The organism is Frankia sp. Allo2 (genome assembly GCF_000733325.1).
In the GTDB taxonomy this organism is placed as follows: domain Bacteria; phylum Actinomycetota; class Actinomycetes; order Frankiales; family Frankiaceae; genus Frankia; species Frankia casuarinae.
Genome location: NZ_JPHT01000036.1, coordinates 1 through 17,988, shown reverse-complemented (window position 1 = coordinate 17,988; position 17,988 = coordinate 1). Strand labels below are relative to the sequence as shown.

Sequence of the window (17,988 nt, the reverse complement as noted above, 5' to 3'; positions counted from 1 at the left end):
GCGCGCGGCCGGCATGTCCCACGACGAAATCGCCGTCGAGTTCGCCCGCCGCTACGGCTACCGCCCCCGCGCCGCGCACCGCCACGCGCACGGCTGGTCCCAAGTACAAGCCGCCGGACACATCAACAGCCACGCCGCCCAGGTCGGCCTCGNCCCCCGNGGCGCCNCCCCGATGGACGGCCCCCGCCTGTCCGAGCTGGAGAACTGGCCGCTCCCCAACAACCGCCGCCGGCCCACCCCCCAGCTCCTCGCGCTGCTCGCCGAGGTCTACGGCACCAACATCCACAACCTCATCGACCTCGACGACCGCGAACACTTCACTCCCGCCGACACCCTCTTGATCAGCCGCGTTGATCGCATCGAGCCTGCCGCTGGCCGCATTCTGCCTGCGCCCCGGGCTGCTCCTTCCGCCCGGGGGCTCGTCCAGCCAGGCTCTCCGGCCCACATCGACCGACGCGACTTCGTCACCGCGACGGCTACCGCGCTCACGTTCGGGAGAACCGCCCCGCGGCACGTCGACCCGGCGCTCGTCGACTACTTCGGCCAGCAGCTGGAGGGCCACTACCGAGCGGACGTGATGCTCGGTCCCCGCGAGCTGATCAGTACCGTCACCGTTCAGCACACGCTCATCAGCAACCTGGTGGCGACCGCACGCGGGGAGACGCGGCTGGCCCTCCTGCGCTCCAGCGCGGCCTATGCCTCGCTGATCGGCTGGCTCCATCAGGATGCCGGTGACCTTGAAACTTCGTCCGTCTGGCGGGGCGTCGCTTTGGAGGTCGCACAACGCTCCCGGGACCCGCAGCTCGTCGCCTACGCGCTGCTCAACCACGCATCAGTCCGCACAGATCTTGCTGACGGGCTCGGCGCGCTCGACCTGTGTGGCGCGGTCCTGGCCGACGCCGGTCGACTCAGCCCGAAGATGCGGGTCCTGGCGCTCCAGCAGCAGGCCCACGGCGCGTCACTCGTCGGAGACCGCGCCACCGTCGACTCCGCCCTGGACCAGGCGGCTCCGCTCGTCGAGAGATGCGACGACGGCCTGCCGTGGGGCAACGCATGCCGTCGCACGTCGGCCTACCTGGAGGTGCAACGCGCCACCTGCTACGGACGCTTGGGCCTGGTTACGGCCGCTGCCGGCCTGTGGCGGCAGATCCTCGACACGACGCCTGCCAACGCCCGGCGAGACCGCGGTGTTTTTCTCGCCCGGCAGGCCACCGCGTGCGTCCAGAGCGGCGACGTCGGGCGCGCGGTCGATGCCGGGCGACTTGCGGCGGCCCTGGCGGTGGAAACTGGGTCCGTGCGGATTCGCCGCGAGCTCGCCGGCCTACGACAAGCGGCGCAACCCTTGAAAGGCGCGGCCGTCGGCCGCGACATCGATGAGATCTTCGCCCCGGAGAAGGAGACCTGACGTGGCGGACGCTCCCGTGCCCCTGGCCGACGACGAGATCGAGGCGCAGCTGCGCGAGCTATCCGGCTGGGCCCGTGCTGGCCAGGAGATCACCAAGTCGTTCCGCGTCCGTTACCACGGTGGAGTCGCCCTGATCGTGCACGTTGCCGACGTCGAGCGGCTGATCGGCCACCATGCGGACATCGACCTGCGCTGGGATAGCATCCGCTTCGGGATCACCACCCACGACGCCGGGCATCAGATCACCACCGCCGACTTCGATCTCGCACGGCGCATCGAGGCCATCGCCCAGGCCCACAATGCCGAACCGCTCTGACTTGACGGCGCATTGTCCCCTCGATGTCCGCGGTCCGTATCGTGATCGAAATGTTGTCGGTCCGGCGCGTCGAGAGTGCGAGACGCCTCACCCAGGTGCTGACCATTCTCGACCGGCCGGCCTACCGAGGGCAGGCACTCGCCGTCGGGCTGCGCGATCAGATCAGAGATGGTGGTGCGGTCCCGGCCTACGGCAGCAAATCCCTCGGCCGCCGGCTATGAAGGAGACCAGGTCTCGTGACGCCCCGCCGGATTGGGCTGCTACACCCGGGGAGCATGGGCGCGCGGATCGGCGAGATCTTGCGGACCGCAGGGCACGAGGTGCTGTACTGCCCCACGGGACGAAGCCCGCAGACGTTGCAACGGGCCCAGGATGCCGGCCTGCTGCCCGTCAGCCGCCTGGACGACCTCTGCGACAGCACCGAGATCCTGATGTCGTTGTGTCCACCGGAGGCCGCGCTTGACGTGGCACGGGCGGTGGCCGCGGCGGGGTTTACGGGTCTGTACGTAGACGCCAATGCCGTCAACCCGGAACGTATGCGCGCCATCGAGCGGCTCATGACCGCTGCGGGCGGCACCATCGTTGATGCTTGCCTCATCGGCCCGGTCCCGACACGGCAGGACACCACACGCATGTACCTGGCCGGGGATGCCCGCCACGCCGGCGAGATCTCCGGGCTGTTCACCGGATCAACCGTGCAGGTCATCGTGTTCGACGGCCAGGTGGGCGCAGCGTCCGCCTTGAAGATCGCCCACTCGTCGTTCGCGAAGACGTCGCGGGTTCTCGCCGCGCTCGCGCACGCACTGGCCGCCGAATACGGCGTCCAGCAAGCGCTCACCGACGAGGCCCGCAGACGAAGCCGACCGGCGCTCGCCGAACCAGACTTCTTCGCCACTGTCGCGGCCCGCGCTTGGCGGTGGGGACCCGAACTCGCCCAAGCGGCCGAGAGCTACCGGACCGTCGGACTGCCGGACGCGATGCTCCGCGGAGCGGAAGAACTCCTCCGCACCTGGTACGAGCATAAAGACATCGAGCACGCCCCGCTCAACCTGCTTCTCCGCGAGCTGCACTCTGGTCAGGACGGCGGGTAATCAACCGGCCGCCTTCCAATGGCCCGGCGAGCGCGTCGCGGAGTCCGCGTTCCGCGGCCAGCGTGGCTGTCGTCATCGCGTCACGGAAGGTGGTCGGGGGAGGTCGCTGGATTCCAGCGGTCTTGACTCGCTCGACTAGGTCGACCCGATGGGCGGGGGAAAGGTGCTGTTGTAGCCGGGGGTGGGCGAGGGCATCAGCCGCGCACCGCCCGTCGTGTCCGTCGCGGAGGCCGGCGAGGATCGCGGACGCAATCCACTTCTGGTCGGTGGCGTCGGTGGCGAGGTCTAGGAGCGTTAGGCCAAGCCGGTTCTGGAATACAGGGTGGGTCGGGTCACGGCTGCTGGCGCGGAGGTCATCGAGCGCCGCTCCGATCGCCTGCGGCTCGCTGCCGTGTCGGCAGAGGATTCCGAGAACGGCGGCGACCGCTCGTTCCCAGGGTGTCGGAGTGACACTGGTGGCGAGCGCGGTGCGTGCGGCTTCGGATTCTCCTGCAAGGTGGCTCGCGAGTATGAGGGTCTGGCGGCCGTCGAGGAGCCGTCGTCCGATGCCGTGGTGTCGGTGGAGGTGGGCAACGGCGTCGTCCCAGCGGCCCGCGCGCGCCAACGCCCGTGTCCCGTCGCCGAGCAGGACGGTCCAGGTAAACCGGCGTGCCCGGAGGAGCGTGTTGTCGTCGGCGAACAACCGCGCAGGGTTGACGGTGACGCCGTCGAGAACGACGGCGGTCGAGGTGCGGACCGCGTGGTGGATTTGGTTGAAGAACGTGTATGCCCGGTCGGGGTCATCGGCACGGAGCTCCAGCCGGCCGAGATTGATCAGCGGTTGCAGTACGGCTGTCGCGAGGGCCGGGGGCTGGGGGCCGGCGTTGTCGAAGACGTGGAACTGGCGCCAGCAGAGATCCTTGGCGAGGTCGGGCAGTCCGCAGTCGCTCGCGAGGAGCGCGGCCTTGTTGAGAGCCTCGGCAGCGTTGGTCGTCCTGCGCGCGTTTCCCGGTGCGGAGTGGGCGAGGTGTTCGATCTCGGTGAGCCGCTGTCGCCGGTCGATGGTCGGTGGACGCGGCCGGGGTACCAGGGGAAACCAGTTCGCCACCGTCTGGGGAAGGGGCGGCGGCGTGGTCGGGCTGGCGGTCATCCGAGGACCACGGTGCTTGCGGCGCGGGCGAGCACTGCCTGTGCGTCGTGGGATAGCCCTGCGCGGTTCCAGTGGAAGATGATGTGGTGCGCGAGGACCGCGCGTAGCCCGCGCTGGAGTGTGCCGTCATGAGCGAGCCGGCCAAGGTCACGGCCGGTGGCGCCGAAGGCACCGATCCAGTGAGCCAGATCCGCGTCCTTGCCCAGGGCGTTGGTGTCTGGCGTCTGTGCGCTCAGAAGGCGGGTCAGGCTGGGCTCCAGGGAACGGCTGTCGCTGACAAGGTCGGGTGGGCAGCGGCGGTGTTCGGCGACCCGGGCCCAGATGTCGCCTTGTTCGTACCAGTCCTGGCCGGCGGAGCGCATCAGGCTCACGCAGGCCAGGATCGACAGCGCTCGGGCGCGGGCGCGGCTGCGGGGCGCGGTCGTGAGCAGGTGGCGGCTGTCCTGGTGGAAGAGCCGGTGCGCGATCTGCATGGCGGGCGGGCCGCCGAAGGCGAAGGTTTCCGGTTCGTACAGGGTTTCGCTCCAGCCGGCAATCCGGCCGCGCTCGCGCAGAGCATGGAGATGGTCGTGGACCGCTTTGGTTGCCGCGTCGTCTACCGGTGAGGTCGGCTGGAAGCGGAGCCGCCAGCAGGGGGACTTGCGGATGAACCACCACGCATCCAGCAGATGATCATTTTCGGCGGCCACCAGCGCGGCGCCGAGGTCCCGGCCGGCGGCATCGGCCTGGGCGTAGTCGGCGAAGTGCATGGTGGCCTGCCGCCAGGGGTGGCGCGGCGAACACCCGTCTTCGTCGTTTTGAGGTGCGTCGTCGATGCACGGGCGGGGGTCGGAGTCGTTGCGGATCATCGGTTCTCTCACGCGAGGAGCAAGGCGGCGTCCCACCCGGTCACGGGGGCGGAGCCGAGGGCCGCGGTGTGCAGGGCAAGCGCCACCCCGGCCAAGCCATCGAGAAGCTNCGGGTCGTGCGGCGCGGTGGGGTATTGGTCGAGCAGCCGGGCGACGAGGGTGGGCAGGAGCTGGGCGAGTTCGGGTGTGGTGGCGTCGGCCGCGACCCGGGATGTCGTGTGGACCAGCCCTGCCAGGCCGTGGCACAAGCCGATGTCGGTGGTCAGTTCGAGGCGAGCCGCGTCGTCGAGACATGCGTGCAACGCGGTTTCGGCCTTCTCGCAGCGCCTCGGGTCACTGGTGGCGAGTCCAGCGAGTTGGTACGCACGGGCAATCCCTGGGGTGCCGTAGCACCAGGACAACCGCTGCTGCCTGACGTCATGGCCCGGTGTCGGGGTGACGATGCCCGGCCAGCCAGCGATGCCAGGCTGCTGGTGCCCGTCGAGCCAGGCGCAGATCCGTTCGATCGCTTCCCGGTGGCCGTCGACCTCGGTGCCGCGGCTGTTGGCTAGTGCGAGCAGGGCGAGGCAGGCGGCGATGCCGTGGGACATTCCGGCATTTCCATGACCGTGTGGGTAGTCACGGGAGGATGCGCCGCTGGGGTCGAGGTCGGTCCACCACCCGGGTAGTCCGTCTCCGCTGGCAGGGGGCTGAGTGAGACGGACGAGGTGGGTCAGGACATCGGTGATGATCGGGTGCTGGCGGCGTAGGTGGTAGCGGCCGAGGCCGGCGAGGCCGCGGATGAGGTCGAATTCGGCGAGCGGCGGGCGGAGGCCCGCGCGGAGGCGGGCGTCAGCCGCGGCAAGTCGTCGCTGTGTGACCGCGATGGTCGCGGTGTCGAGTGTGGTGACCGCTTGGGTGAGCTGGTCTGGGCGGCCTGCGGCGTCGAGTACGAAGGCGAGGGTGGGGGCGCCGAAGTAGAGGGAGGCGTTGGGCCCTGCGCTGGCTGGGTCTCGGGTTGCCGCCCGTAGCCAGGCGTTGGCGATGGCGGGGTCGCCGTGGCCGGTGCGGGCTCGTTCGAGGTGGAGCAGCGCGATGCCGGCTGCACCGCCCGCGAGGGACTGGCCTCGCCGCCGGCCAGGGCCTCGGGGAACGGCGGCGGGGTCGGCGAGCTGGTCCGCGATTGCCGCTGAGGCGGCCAGTGCCCGGCTGGAGAGCGTGTCGCGGCCGGTGTCTTCCGCGGTGCCTGGATTCATGCCATCTCCCGGCGGCGGAGAACGCTGAGCGCAACGGCGCGGGTGAGGCGGGCGCAGTCGCGCTCTGCCTGGACGGACGGCCCCGTCATCCGGAACTGGTGGAGGTGCATCAGCGTCGGCAAGAGGCCGCGGGTCGTGAGTCCGTCGCCGGCCGAGGTGAGCGCCGTCTGATAGTCGGCGAGCCTCGCCCGGCGGCGCGCCCAGGCGGTGAGGATCTCCTTCCCGCCCGGCAGGGTGTGCATCGTCGCCTGGCTTTCGCGCGGGTCAGCGAGGTGAACGGCGGCGTCGTGCTGCGCGCGGTCGATCGGCGGTCCCTGCGTGCGTGGTAGCTGCTCGACGAGCCAGCGGGCGGCGTCGTCTCCGGGTAGGCAGCCCGCGGCGAGGTCGAGCAGGCTCACGGCGACCAGCGCATGGGGGTGGGTGGCACCGCGGGCGGAGGCTGCGAGCTGGGCGAGTGCGGCGGTGGAGTCCGCGGCGAACAGCGTCTCCGTGGCGGCGAGCGTCGAGGCGCCGCCGAAGCGGCCGGTCTCTGGAAGGTAGGTGTCGAACTGGAGCTGGTCCAGTAGGCCGGCTTGGCGCAGTGCGGTCGCCCAGCGGCCCACTCTCCGGGCCGCGTCGCCGAACCCGTCAGGGTCGATGAGGCGGATTCGTAGCCGCAGATGTGGGGCTGGGTCCTGGTATCGCTGGAACCACCACAGCGGCGGGGTGTCCCAGTGTTCCCACAGGCTGGCGAGGCGTTCGGTGAGGATGGTGACCTGACGGTCGGGCTGGGCGTAGAGCTTGGCGTACAGCCAGGCGCCGTCTCCGGGTAGATGGGCGTCCGCCGAGGTCGCGATCCGCGCCGGGCGCCGTGGGCGCGGTACCTCCGCCGTCGGGGTCGGAGGTGCGGCGAGCGGGAGGACGATCTCGTGGGTCCGCCCGCCGATCCATCCGGCTGCGTCAGGCGGCGGTGCTTCCCGCAGGGTTGCCCGCGTGGCGCGGCCCAAGTCTGCGCGCAGCAGGTGGAGGTGGGCGGGCTCGGTCAGATCGAGCAGGAGGCGGCGGTCGTCGCTGCCGAGGAAGACCTGGTCGGGAACGCCCCATTGGTCCCGCCAGGCCGCGAGGTCGTCGCTCCACCGGGCGAAGGTGGCGTCCGGTCCGGGCAGGTCAGCCGGGGCCAGGAGCCAGCGGGCCGGGGCGAGGATCGTCCGCCCGTGGCGCAGGCGTGGCAGGAACGGCAGCCGTCGGGCCGCGCCCCAGGAGAACGGCGCGCAGGGGGCGGCGCGGGAAGTGCCGATCTCGCTGAGGAACCGGNGCAGGGGGTGTCCGTGACGGGTGAGTTCGACGGCGTGGAACGCGACCGGCTCCACCGGTCGGCCCAGGGACAACGAGACCAGCCACAGACCCGAACCGTCTGCGGTGACGGCGAGGTCCGTCACGGGGATCATCCCGCGGTCCGGCNGCTGGTACTCGCCGAGCGCGATGAGATGGTCCAGGATGCGCGGCGCGCGGGAGACGTTCGCAGCGGTGGCCGACAGCGTGCCACCCGACAACTGGACGAGAAGTGCCCCCGGCTGGCGGGTCGGCAGCGCGCGAAGTGCCGAGGTCATCTCCTCGCGGTCGGCCTCGTTGGCGAGGTCGAGGAAGCGGCCCAGAGTTGTCCCGGCGGCCCGTGAGACTCCCTCGACAGCGAGGTCGAACGCGCCGCGTTCCACCGCGCGGCGGTCTGCTGCGTGCAGCCGAAACCGCAGCTCCGTGTGGGGCTGGCAGGTCCAGCCCACCGCGTCGCTCGTGCGGAGCAGCGCGAGCGACTCGGCATCAAGGGTGACTTCGCGGTCTCGGCGGGCCGCCGCGGTCTGCGCCAGGGCAAGCAGCAGCGCGTCGCGGTCCGAGAGCGGGCCGGCCGTTGCCGGGCCGAGTGTGGTTCCCCGGTATCCGGCGGGCAGGCCGAGCCCGGTTTCACAATTGATCAGGGAGTTGACCGGCACGAACGCGCCGGCACCAAAGCGCTCAAGAAATCGATCATGATAGTCGCGCCAGGCGGCGTTGCCCCGGGGTGCCGGCGCGAGCCGGACCAGCAGGTCGACGGCTGCTTCTACCTCTCGGAGGAGCAGCCGAGGCAGTTCCAGCCCGACGCCGGCCCGCATGTCGAGGGCGATGGGAGGCCGGCGCCCGGAGGGGCTTGAGGTCGGGGCTGCGGTGTCTGGGGTCGCCGGCTGTGACGTCCACGGTTCCGTGATGTCGGCGAGCCCGCGAGAGCGGCGGCGCAGGGCGTCCACGAGATCGGCCGCCTCGGGTACCGGGTCGGCACCGATCGCCCGCAGCGTCGCGAGGACCGCGCCGAGCGGGTCGAGTTCGGTGGACGGTGGCCGAAGCCCGGACAGCAGGAACCGCCGCTCGACCAGTGTCGAGAGCATGCCTCGAAGCACCCGCGCAGGCGCGGCCGGGAACTCGGTGCCGAGCTGGGCGGCCAACGTCCCGACGAGAACGGGTCCGGCCGCAGCCTTCATCACCGCCGCGACAGCCTGTGTGTATCGGACCGAGGTCTCGGCTGTGGACACCTCGGCGTCGCTCCCGGCTCGCGGGCCCTCGAACGGCAGTACCAGCCGACCATCACGAACGAAGGCGAGATCGTTCGCGCGGACGGGCAGGACGTCGAGAACACCCGGAACGCCTTCGAGCTGGTCAAGCACATCGAACAACCACGCCGTGTCCACCCGTGCCAGCATGCGATGGTGCGTCGGGTCTTCATACACGGTGAGCGCGGTACCGGGCCGGGCCGGGCCGACCCCGGCGAACAGGCCGAACGGTGTAGCTCGGCTCACCAGCCGTAACCGGTACCGCATGAGCGACAGCACGGCGCTACGTGCCTGCCGTGCGGGTAGATCGCCGCCCGCGCACACCTGGGCGATCCGGCGCGCGAGCACTGGGCTCGCGGCCTGCACGGCTGCGGCGAACGGCGCACACGCCCAAGCCTCGCGCAGCCACTGGCACCACCGCTCGGTCTCCTCGCCCCCGTCCCCAAGGTCAGGCCAAGGCAGCGCGGCCAGACCTGGCATCGGTTCGGCCACCCGAACGACACCCGGGCCAGCCACCCTGTACAGCGCGTCGCTGGCCCGAGCGCCGAGCCCGGCGACCTGCGGGCCGCTCGCCAAGTCGGAGTCGCGGACCTCTGACGGCGTGGCTCGCGGGATCGCCGAGCGTGGTGCAGCGGACCCGCCTGGGTCGCGAATGGTCGGCATGGTCGTCATTCCTGTCCGGCGAGCCCGGTCCGGCCAGGCAGCTTGTCGGCCGGACCGGGCTCAGGTCATGTTCCGGCCGGGTTCAGTCGCCAGGGCAGGTGTTCGGGCAGGCGCTCTGGCAGGTCGTGCCGCAGCCGTCGTCGGTCATGCGAATCAGCTCCTCGACGAGCTGGCCGGACTCGACCACCGTCACGTCGAGGTCGAACTCGTCGAGGTCAAGCGCGGAATCGGGATCGANGACCGGCGCGGGGGCGTTCTGGGGGGTCACGGAACCTCCTTGAGAAGGAATAGGGAATAGAGACATCGCCGTGGCCGTGCTGGCGCCTACGGCCGGATGGCCACGCCAGCCGGGAGGGCGTGTGCCCTCCCGTGAGGCGCCACGACGGTTCCCGCACTCAGACGGGAACCTCCGGGCCGGACGGCCAGGAGACGACGACACGCCGATGAGGGCGATCGAGAAACACGCCGCCGGCGGGCAGCGCGGCGTCCGGAGTACCCGCGGGGAATGCCTCGATACGGGCCGGCCGATCGGCCTTCCACGCGCGGATCCGTTCGATGAACTGGGAGGTCAGCAGCTCGGCGGCGGGACCCTGGGCCTGAACGCCAAACTCGCGGGACACACGGCCGGGAACCTTCGCACTGAGCGAGAAGTAGGCGAGACTGCCTTTTCCTACGACCGCCGGCATGCCGAGGCTCCACGCGTGGGCGACTGTCCCCCGCGTGACCGCAGCCTGCCGGGCCAGCAGCAGACCAGAGTTCTCCAGGCCGACCGCGAGCCACAGCAGCAGGTCATCGAACGGTTCTTCGCCGCTGTGGACACCCGACCAGGTCTTCACCCGCGGCCAGGTCAGCGCTTGGCGGACCTCGTCCACGTCCACCGGGGCCGCGTCGTCCAGCCGGACCACGACATCGTCCCCGTCCAACGCCAGCACCTGCTCCGGGAAAGCCCCAGCACCCGCGAGCGGGACAAAACTACAGACCTGGGCGTCGTGGCCAACCAGCCGCCCGCCGTCGGCCTCGAACACGACCGAGCGTGTCTGGCCCCGCAGCCGCAGCGGCACAACCAGCCGGCCGCCGGGCGCGAGCTGGTCCGTCCACGCGGAGGGAATGTCACGGACCGCCGTCGTCACCAGCACCAGGTCATAGGGCGCGTGGTCGGGCACGCCACCCTCGGCGTCGGCCAGCACCACCCGCACCCGGCCATAGCCCGCCGCGTCCAGACAACGCCGGGCGCGCTCGGCAACCCCGGGCAGAATGTCGACGGTAGTGACCTCGCCTGTCTCGCCGACGAGCTCCGCGAGCAGCGCCGCGTTGTAGCCCGCCGAACCGACCTCAAGGACCCGCATCCCCGGCGCCACCCGCGCCTGCTCCAGCATCATCGCCTGGATGTGCGGCGCCGACACCGTACTGACCATCCGACCCACCGCGTCGCGCACCGGGACGACCGTCCCTGTAGCCGCGTACGCCGCTGCCAGATCTGCGCCCGGCGCGAACAAATGCCGCGGCACCACGGCCAACGCACGCGCCACCCTCGGGTCACGGACCGCGCCGAGTTCCCGCAGCTCGTCAACCATGGCCGCGCGCAACACAGCAGCCGCGGTGGAACTCTCCTCATGCTGAATGGTCATCGAATCCTCACTGCGGGATTGGACAGCGGCCCGTGGCCTGGATGCCCGGGGCATTCGCCTTTGGCTGCGGAATTGGTCTGGGAGGGACACCCCCATCGCGCTTCGGGGAGTACCCGCCCGGCGGGCTGTGCGTGTTCTGTTCTCGACGCGCAGCGCAGCGCAGCACGCAGGCACAGGCGGCAGGGGCGCTCTGTGACTTTAGGAATGCAGGGGCCTGCGGAAGAACGGTCAGTCGCTGGTCGTCGTGTAAACTGACGGACCCGTGTTACCGGAGCCGCGCTCATCGTTGGTGTTGGGTGGCGTCGCCACTCGCCAGAGGGCCGGCGTCGACTAGGCGCAGATTCNGCTCGTACTCGGGGTCCATCAGCGGGTTCCCTCTGNGTCCTCCACTCATGCGGACCGCCGCGCCTCAGGCGGCCGTCGTCAACGTGGACGATCCTTCCAGCAAGGCGGACCGACCCGAAGACCTCCTCCACAGCCCCTCGCTCTCTCGCGCCGGCCGAGCTGACCAGTGTGGGCGTGACCGCCGTGTTCCTCCAGGGAGTCGCTCCCACCACGATTGCCAGGCGACAGTCGATCTGACCCACCGGGAGTGACTGACCTGAGGCGGGGCCATGTGCGGTGTCGTGTGCGAGCCCGCCGGCCGTCATCCGATCTGGCCCCTTTCTAGCGGAGAGACCGACTCCCACGCCGTTCGGCTCGCGGGCGAGCCGACAAGATGCCAGATCGGACGCCGTGGGAACCAGCCCAGGCCAGATCGGATGACGGAAAGCCAGCGACAGGCCACATCGCTGACGCATGGCCAGAAACGGCGACGCCTGACAACGATCGCCGACGCGGGGACGCAAGTCATTCCCTCCACTACGAACATCCTGTTCACCCCTTCGCAGAGCCGCTGACCTGCGAGAACACTGCCGCGCGCGTCGCTTTGTCCGTAGCGACCATGCCGATTCGTTCCGGAGGAGCCCACAAGGACACGACCGTGCTCGTCGCCCAGATCGTGCCGAGGAGCCAGCAGCCTGTGGCCTAGTCCGCCCTCGCGGGCGCCGCGACCGGCACGACCGCACGATGCCGTGACTTCGATCCGCTCAGCCCTTCTGTTCTGGCCGTGCGCCGACGACTACGGTTGCGATGGCGGTCGGTGACCGAAGCCCGAAACGGATTGCCGTCCACGGCCAGGGAAGGGGCACAGCGGCATGGGCAAGACCAGCCAGCGCGTCGAGCAGGAAGAGCTGCGGGCGCGGATGCGCGCGGTCGGCATGTCCCACGACGAGATCGCGACCGAGTTCGCCCGCCGTTATAGCTACCGTCCCCGCGCCGCCCACCGGGTCGCGCACGGCTGGACCCAGGCGCAGGCCGCTGGGCACATCAACGCTCATGCCGCNCGGGTTGGCCTCGACCCGGGCGGCGCCGCTCCGTTGACCGGGCCGGGGCTATGCGAACGGGAGCTGTGGCCGCAACCGAACAACCGCCGCCGGCCCACACCGCAGTTCCTCGCGCTGCTCGCCGAGGTCTATGGCACCAGTATCCACAACCTGATCGACCTCGATGACCGCGAACAGATGCCCCCAGCAGACCTGCTCCTCATCAGCACGATCCGCGTGGAGGGCGTGCCCGCGAGCGCTGTCGGTTCCCTTGCGCGCACCAAGGCGGTGGACGTCGAGGCGCCGCTGATGACCGCATTGAACCGGCAGCAGTTCCTGCTCGCCGTGTCGATCTCGGGGGTTGCCGCGGTGACGCCCCGACAACCGGCCGCGCCTGCCGTGTCGGTAAACACCAGTAGGGCACCGGCCGGGGACGATCTTCTTGCTGATCTGCGGGAGGCCGTCACGGTTCCAGCGGAGTGGTCCGCTGACCCTGGCGTGACCTCGGCGGGTGCCTTTGCTGACCTTGAGGCGCGGGGGCGGGAGTGCCACAACCGGTATCAGCGGGCCGACTATGCTGGGGCGGCGCGGCTCCTTCCCGCGGTGGTGCGGGGTATCGACACGCTGGTCGCTGATTCGCCGGCGGGCGTGGACCACCGCGCGGTCCGGCGGTCTCAGGCTGTCGCGTACATCGCTGCCGCCAAGCTCGCGACCAGGACCGGCGACCACGATCTAGCGTGGCTGGCCGCGGACCGTGGTCAACACGCGGCGCTCGCCGCCGACACGCCAGTGCTTCTGGCGACCGCACGCAGGCAGATCGCCTGCGTCTTCCACGACACAGGGCGGCTGGCCGACGCCGAACGGGTCGCCCTCAGCGCACTCGACGCCCTGAACCGGCGGCGAGGCGACGAGGACCACCCCGACATCGTTTCCGCGCGGGGCGCCCTTCTCCTGCTCGCGGCGATGACCTCGGTCCGTCAGGGTGAGCGGGCGCAAGCCCGCCGCCGGCTCACCGCCGCGGCCGAGCAGGCGGGCACGCTGGGCCGGGACGACAACCGGTTGTGGTCGGCGTTCGGGCCGACGAACGTGGCGATCCACACCCTCACCGCGGCCCTGACGCTCGACGATCCGACGGAGGCGGTCGCCGTCGGCGAACAGATCGACACGCGTCTGCTGCCTCCCCCGCTGGTGGGCAGGCGTGCGCGATTGCACCTAGATCTTGCCGACGGGCACGCCCGCCTGGGCGAGGACGCCGTCGCGGCCGTGCACATCCTCGACGTCGCCCGGCGAGCTCCACAGCTGCTGCGGGTCGACCCGACCGCTCGGGCGGTGCTGGCGACGCTGCTGAGCCGCGCCCGCGGTTCCATCGTCTCTGTCCTGCGGGACGTCGCCGAGCAGGCCGGAGTCGCGGCGTGACGGCTGGGCGACCGGTGCTGCATCTGGTCGTCTGCGCGGCCCCGCCCGCCGCGCAGATCAACGAGCTGATCCGCCACGTCCGCGGCGAGGGGTGGGCCGTCTGCCTCATTCCGACGCCGGCCGCCGCGACCTGGCTGGACGTGCGCCTTCTGGAGGAGCTAACCGGCCACCCGATCCGCTCGCGACCCCGGCAGCCAGACGAGCCTCGCCTACCGCCCGCGGACGCCGTGGCGGTCGTCCCCGCGACCTTCAACACGATCAACAAGTGCGCCGTCGGGATCAACGACAATTCAGCGCTGGGCGTCGTCAACGAGGCGATCGGACTCGGTCTGCCCGTCGTCGTCGCCCCCTACGTCAAACCCACCCTCGCCGCCCACCCGGCCTTCGCCCGAGCCCTACGCGACCTGGCCGCCTACGGGTTCACCGTCCTGCCGACCAACGCGATCGGTCCCCCCGACGGCACCACCACCTTCGCCTGGCGTCCCGTTCTGGACTCGCTGCCCGCCGCCCGGCCCGCCAGCGAAATCTCCGCGCAGGAGGACCCGTGATGACGGCTGCGCCCGTGCCCCTGTCCGACGACGAGATCGAGAGACGACTGCGTGAGCTACCCGGCTGGTCACGGGTCGACGACGAGATCACGAGAACCTTCGGCATCCGCTACCACGGCGCGGTCGCGCTAATCGTGCACGTCGCGGACATCGAGCGGCTGATCGGTCACCACGCCGACATCGACCTACGCTGGGACAGCATCCGCTTCGGCATCACCACGCACGATGCCGGTCACCGGATCACCGACGCCGACTTCGATCTCGCTCGGCGCATCGACGACATCGCCCGAGCTCACGGCGCCGAACCCAGCTGAGAACCTCCAACCTGCACGCGCGGGGACGTCCGCGCCGGGCGCACACGTTGTTGATCACATGTGGCGCGCCACAATACCCAACAGGCACACGAACGATTCGCCGCTATCGATCCGAACATGAAGCCTCATCGGCAGGTCTTCGGGCAGGTCAGCGGCCTGTACCCGCACGAATCAGATGTTCGCTCCGCAGGGAATGACCATCATGTGGGTCTCTTGGGACGCTGGGGACGTTCAGCGTCGGCGCGGCAGCTCACCGTCAGGAAGGCGGCGGTCAGCTGGCCCGGTCGCCGTGCGCGCCTACGTCGAGAAGGGCCTGATGATCGCGTATTCCCCATCCGTACCTGCCGTCGATCCCGCGGCGCGGTCCGCCTGCGACGAGGGGCGTTCCCGCGCTGATGAACCTGTGGTCTTCACCGACGGGCACCACTTCAACCTCGCGGCGTCCTCGGACCTGGACTCGGTTGCCTCGACGGCGGCCGGCCCTCTGTCGGTGATCCTTCAGGTGACGAAGCGGTGCAATTTTGACTGTTCGTTCTGCTCGGAGACGTTGCAGGAGCCGGACCCCACGCTGGATGCGTTGGAGCGGATGCGGGACAATCTGGCCGGGGTGCCGCGGGTGTTCCTGTCCGGCGGTGAGCCGTTGCTGCGCCGGGACTTCGTGGACATCGTCGACCTGTTCGCTGGGACGGTCATCGGCGTGCCGACCAACGCGACCCGCGGTCTTCAGCACGCGGCGCGCCTGTCCGGCAAGATCGCGTTCGTGAACGTCGGGCTGGAAGGGCCGCGGGCGACGACGAACCGGGTCCGCGGCGACTACGACGCGGTGATGGCCGGGATACGGGCGTTCCAGGACGCCGGGCTGCCGTTGTCGCTGTCGGCGGTGGTCTACCGCTCGACGCTGGCCGCGTTGCCGTTCACCTACCAGATCGCCGACCTGCTGGACGCCGGAAAGCTCAAATTGATCCTGCCGTTGAAGAAGGGCAACGCGCTCGACCTCGCCGACCACGAGTTCATCAGCCTGGACGAAGCCACGCTGATGTTCGACCGGCTGGCCGAGCTGCGGACGGTGCACGACTGGCGGCCGGCACTGCGCCTGACGGCCTGGACCCCGGACACCGAAGGCCACATGATCGTTGTCGGGCCGTCGGGGCAGGCCAGTGCCTGGCCGGTCTACGGCGCCCCCGACCTACTCGAACCGCTGGGCAACCTGCTCGACGAGCCGATCGCGGCGATCTGGGCGCGGTACCGGTTCCAGCGCAACCACTACGCCAAATACCTGGGCCGCTCGATCCGCGCCCTCACCCGCGCCGAGCGACCGCCATCAGGGCGTCCTTTGCTGCGGATCAGCCATGCGTGAGGCAACGAACCTGGGCTGGGCCGACACACCTTTTGGTGCCGAGCGGCGGCCGTTCGCCGAACGCACACCGCTGTTGGCCGCGTTCACCGTCCTGACCCGCGCCGCGTCGCCGGACGCCATGGGAGCGGTGTACCTGCGGCTGCCACGGGGCCGCACTCTGGCGGTGACCGAGAGGACGTTGCGGTTCGGCTTCCACGCCGTCGCGGCCGAGGACCCGGCGGAGACTCTCCTCGTCGCCGCCGGGCTCGATGCCCTGCTGGTGCAGGCCCGACGCCGGGCGGCGATCCTCGCAGGCCACCGGCTCGCCGACGACCTGGCGAGGCTCGCCGCCGCCGGCGCACCTACACGCGGAATCACCGCCCTCGCCGCCGCCTGGCCGGGCGAGACCGCGCAGCCCAGTCTCGCGCGTCTTCACGACACGGCGCGCGGCTCCACGCCGGTCGTACTGGAAGACGTGTGTACCGCGTTTCATCTCCACGGCCTGTTCGCGGAGTCGGGTACCTCTGCCGACCCTGCACGGGTGGGGTATGGCGCCTCGGCGGGGGCACCGCAGATCCTTCGGCAGGTTGTTCTCCGCGCGCTGGCGATCGCGCTCGTCGCGGCGCGCAGCACGGGCCATTATCAGTGGGACCAGCTCAATCTCGACGATGTCGTCGAGGCCGCCGCCTGGGACCAGACCACCGACATCCCTGCCGCAGGTCCAACGGCTGTGACTCCCGCGACTACCCCTCCAGCACGGCCCTCGTCCGTGCCTGCCGTACCGGCTGGTCGCGACGACCAGACGTTGGCCGCGGAAGGAGTCCGCTGATGCTGCGCAACTGCCTCGTCGTGGCCGTCGAGGGTACCCACGCCTCCGGCAAGACCACGCTCACCCATGCCCTGGCGGCACATTTCCGGGAGCGTGGGGTGCACGTCGCCTGCGTGCCCGAACCGGCTCGGAACTCCCCGTTCATCGAGGAGATCGTCGTGCACGGCCGCGGCGAGTTCGACCTGGAAACCGAGGTCGACTTGTTCGCCGCCCAGCTGTCCAGCCAACTCCGCGTCGCACGCCAACACACCATGATCATCTGTGACAAGACGATCGCGAACGTCCTCGCCTACGCCTGGCTCGTCCTGCCCGGCGGCCCAGAGGGACCCCACGCGCCGGTCCTGCGCGCGATGGAAGCCTTCTGCCGGGCCTGGGCGTCCGTCTACGACGCGGTCTTCTACTGCTGCGACAAGTTCGACCAGCACCAGATCGGCGACCCCTACCGGTCCAAGGTCCTCGACATCCAACCCGCCGCCGACCGCGTCGTGCGCAGCATCTGCGCCACCGTCGGGCAGCGCATCTTCGACATTCCACCGAACATGTCCACCAGCGCGCGGGTCGGCTGGATCGCCGAGCAGCTCACGACCCTCGGGCTCAACCCGACCAGCCGCTGACCGTTTCCTCAGCACAGTCGGGAGATACTGCCACCATGGGGTACCGCAGCGTCATCGACGTCATGCTCCTGCTCATCCGCGATGATGCGGTCCTGCTCGCGTTGCGATCCGGCACGGGATTCGCCGACGGCTGGTGGAACGTCCCGTCAGGAAAACTCGAAGATGGTGAGGACGCCGCTTCCGCGCTATGCCGCGAGAGCCGTGAAGAAATTGGCCTTCATCTCGATCCCGCCTCGCTTACTCTCGCTTCGACGGTCCACTTCCGGAACGAGCGCGGGGAAGCGCGCCTTGGCCTGTTCTTTCAGCCGGAGTGCTGGCACGGAGGTACGTATTCGGAAGTCCCGTTGTTGATCTTTTGGGGNGACGGCCTTCGGGGCTGGGTGTGGCCTGATGGTCGTGGTGGGTGATGTTCTGCCGGTCGGGGTGGTTTGCTGCGGTGCGTGACGGTTGTCGAGTCGGGGGCGGGCGCTGCCGCGAGCGGTGAGGTTGCCGAGGGCGCGGCGCTGCTGGCGGAGAACGCCTGGCTGCGGGCCCGGGTCGCGGAGCTGTTGACGGACATCGCCGGGCTGGTCGCGCGGGAGGCGACGCGTGAGGCCGAGGTGGTGGAGCTGCGTCTCCAGCTCGAGGCGTTGCAGGCGGAGCTGGCGACGTTGCGGCGGATGCTGTTCGGCCGGTCGTCGGAACGGGAGTGCGG

At 70.3% G+C, this 17,988-nt stretch carries 17 protein-coding genes and 1 pseudogene; 12 read left to right on the top strand and 6 right to left on the bottom strand.

What is annotated here, in order from left to right; genetic code table 11:
- The 4 genes from ALLO2_RS18885 to ALLO2_RS18870 all read left to right on the top strand — a co-directional run.
- Positions 1 to 1,405 (top strand): hypothetical protein (locus ALLO2_RS18885; RefSeq protein WP_051875416.1); only part of this gene is annotated, 1,405 nt, incomplete at its 5' end.
- A gap of 1 nt (position 1,406) precedes the next feature.
- Positions 1,407 to 1,721, top strand: a complete 315-nt coding sequence (locus ALLO2_RS18880) for a 4a-hydroxytetrahydrobiopterin dehydratase (RefSeq protein WP_011436262.1) — start codon at positions 1,407 to 1,409, stop codon at positions 1,719 to 1,721.
- A gap of 23 nt (positions 1,722 to 1,744) precedes the next feature.
- Positions 1,745 to 1,942 carry a hypothetical protein gene (locus ALLO2_RS18875; RefSeq protein WP_023842037.1) on the top strand — a complete coding sequence of 66 codons (198 nt, stop codon included), beginning with the start codon at positions 1,745 to 1,747 and terminating at the stop codon, positions 1,940 to 1,942.
- A gap of 15 nt (positions 1,943 to 1,957) precedes the next feature.
- Positions 1,958 to 2,812 carry an NAD(P)-dependent oxidoreductase gene (locus ALLO2_RS18870; RefSeq protein WP_011436261.1) on the top strand — a complete coding sequence of 285 codons (855 nt, stop codon included), beginning with the start codon at positions 1,958 to 1,960 and terminating at the stop codon, positions 2,810 to 2,812.
- Here the strand turns inward: ALLO2_RS18870 and ALLO2_RS18865 are convergent.
- The 6 genes from ALLO2_RS18865 to fxlM all read right to left on the bottom strand — a co-directional run bounded on the left by ALLO2_RS18865 (position 2,766) and on the right by fxlM (position 10,873).
- Complete coding sequence (locus ALLO2_RS18865; RefSeq protein ID WP_023842038.1) at positions 2,766 to 3,941, bottom strand: hypothetical protein; 1,176 nt, start codon at positions 3,939 to 3,941, stop codon at positions 2,766 to 2,768. The genes ALLO2_RS18870 and ALLO2_RS18865 overlap by 47 nt on opposite strands.
- A complete protein-coding gene (locus tag ALLO2_RS18860; protein ID WP_085949867.1) occupies positions 3,938 to 4,801 on the bottom strand; it encodes a thiopeptide-type bacteriocin biosynthesis protein in 864 nt (287 codons plus the stop codon). The genes ALLO2_RS18865 and ALLO2_RS18860 overlap by 4 nt, the downstream gene beginning before the upstream one ends.
- Positions 4,798 to 6,024, bottom strand: coding sequence for a lanthionine synthetase C family protein (locus ALLO2_RS18855; protein WP_051875414.1), 1,227 nt, complete (start codon positions 6,022 to 6,024; stop codon positions 4,798 to 4,800). Before ALLO2_RS18855 ends, ALLO2_RS18860 begins: the two co-directional genes overlap by 4 nt.
- On the bottom strand, positions 6,021 to 9,245 hold the full coding sequence (locus ALLO2_RS18850) for a lantibiotic dehydratase (protein ID WP_198031040.1): 3,225 nt from the start codon (positions 9,243 to 9,245) through the stop codon (positions 6,021 to 6,023). The genes ALLO2_RS18855 and ALLO2_RS18850 overlap by 4 nt, the downstream gene beginning before the upstream one ends.
- A gap of 82 nt (positions 9,246 to 9,327) precedes the next feature.
- A complete protein-coding gene (locus ALLO2_RS18845; RefSeq protein ID WP_051875411.1) occupies positions 9,328 to 9,513 on the bottom strand; it encodes an FxLD family lanthipeptide in 186 nt (61 codons plus the stop codon).
- A 127-nt stretch (positions 9,514 to 9,640) separates the two neighbouring features.
- Positions 9,641 to 10,873, bottom strand: a complete 1,233-nt coding sequence (gene fxlM, locus ALLO2_RS18840; RefSeq protein WP_011436255.1) for a methyltransferase, FxLD system — start codon at positions 10,871 to 10,873, stop codon at positions 9,641 to 9,643.
- A gap of 1,196 nt (positions 10,874 to 12,069) precedes the next feature.
- On the opposite strand from fxlM, the gene ALLO2_RS23560 reads away from it, so the two are divergent.
- The 8 genes and pseudogenes from ALLO2_RS23560 to ALLO2_RS18805 form a co-directional block, all read left to right on the top strand.
- Positions 12,070 to 13,653: a hypothetical protein gene (locus ALLO2_RS23560; protein WP_011436253.1), complete on the top strand. Its 1,584-nt coding sequence runs from the start codon at positions 12,070 to 12,072 to the stop codon at positions 13,651 to 13,653.
- Positions 13,650 to 14,201: a flavoprotein gene (locus ALLO2_RS18830; protein ID WP_011436252.1), complete on the top strand. Its 552-nt coding sequence runs from the start codon at positions 13,650 to 13,652 to the stop codon at positions 14,199 to 14,201. Before ALLO2_RS23560 ends, ALLO2_RS18830 begins: the two co-directional genes overlap by 4 nt.
- Complete coding sequence (locus ALLO2_RS18825) at positions 14,201 to 14,515, top strand: 4a-hydroxytetrahydrobiopterin dehydratase (protein WP_011436251.1); 315 nt, start codon at positions 14,201 to 14,203, stop codon at positions 14,513 to 14,515. The genes ALLO2_RS18830 and ALLO2_RS18825 overlap by 1 nt, the downstream gene beginning before the upstream one ends.
- A gap of 289 nt (positions 14,516 to 14,804) precedes the next feature.
- Positions 14,805 to 15,872, top strand: coding sequence for a radical SAM protein (locus ALLO2_RS18820; protein WP_023842041.1), 1,068 nt, complete (start codon positions 14,805 to 14,807; stop codon positions 15,870 to 15,872).
- Positions 15,865 to 16,680: a hypothetical protein gene (locus ALLO2_RS18815; protein WP_011436249.1), complete on the top strand. Its 816-nt coding sequence runs from the start codon at positions 15,865 to 15,867 to the stop codon at positions 16,678 to 16,680. Before ALLO2_RS18820 ends, ALLO2_RS18815 begins: the two co-directional genes overlap by 8 nt.
- Complete coding sequence (locus tag ALLO2_RS18810) at positions 16,680 to 17,294, top strand: AAA family ATPase (RefSeq protein WP_011436248.1); 615 nt, start codon at positions 16,680 to 16,682, stop codon at positions 17,292 to 17,294. The genes ALLO2_RS18815 and ALLO2_RS18810 overlap by 1 nt, the downstream gene beginning before the upstream one ends.
- A 35-nt stretch (positions 17,295 to 17,329) precedes the next feature.
- Positions 17,330 to 17,701 (top strand): NUDIX domain-containing protein, encoded by a 372-nt coding sequence (locus ALLO2_RS24910; RefSeq protein WP_023842042.1) that lies wholly within the window; start codon positions 17,330 to 17,332, stop codon positions 17,699 to 17,701.
- A gap of 33 nt (positions 17,702 to 17,734) precedes the next feature.
- Positions 17,735 to 17,988: pseudogene (locus ALLO2_RS18805) on the top strand (IS66 family transposase); the annotation flags it as partial.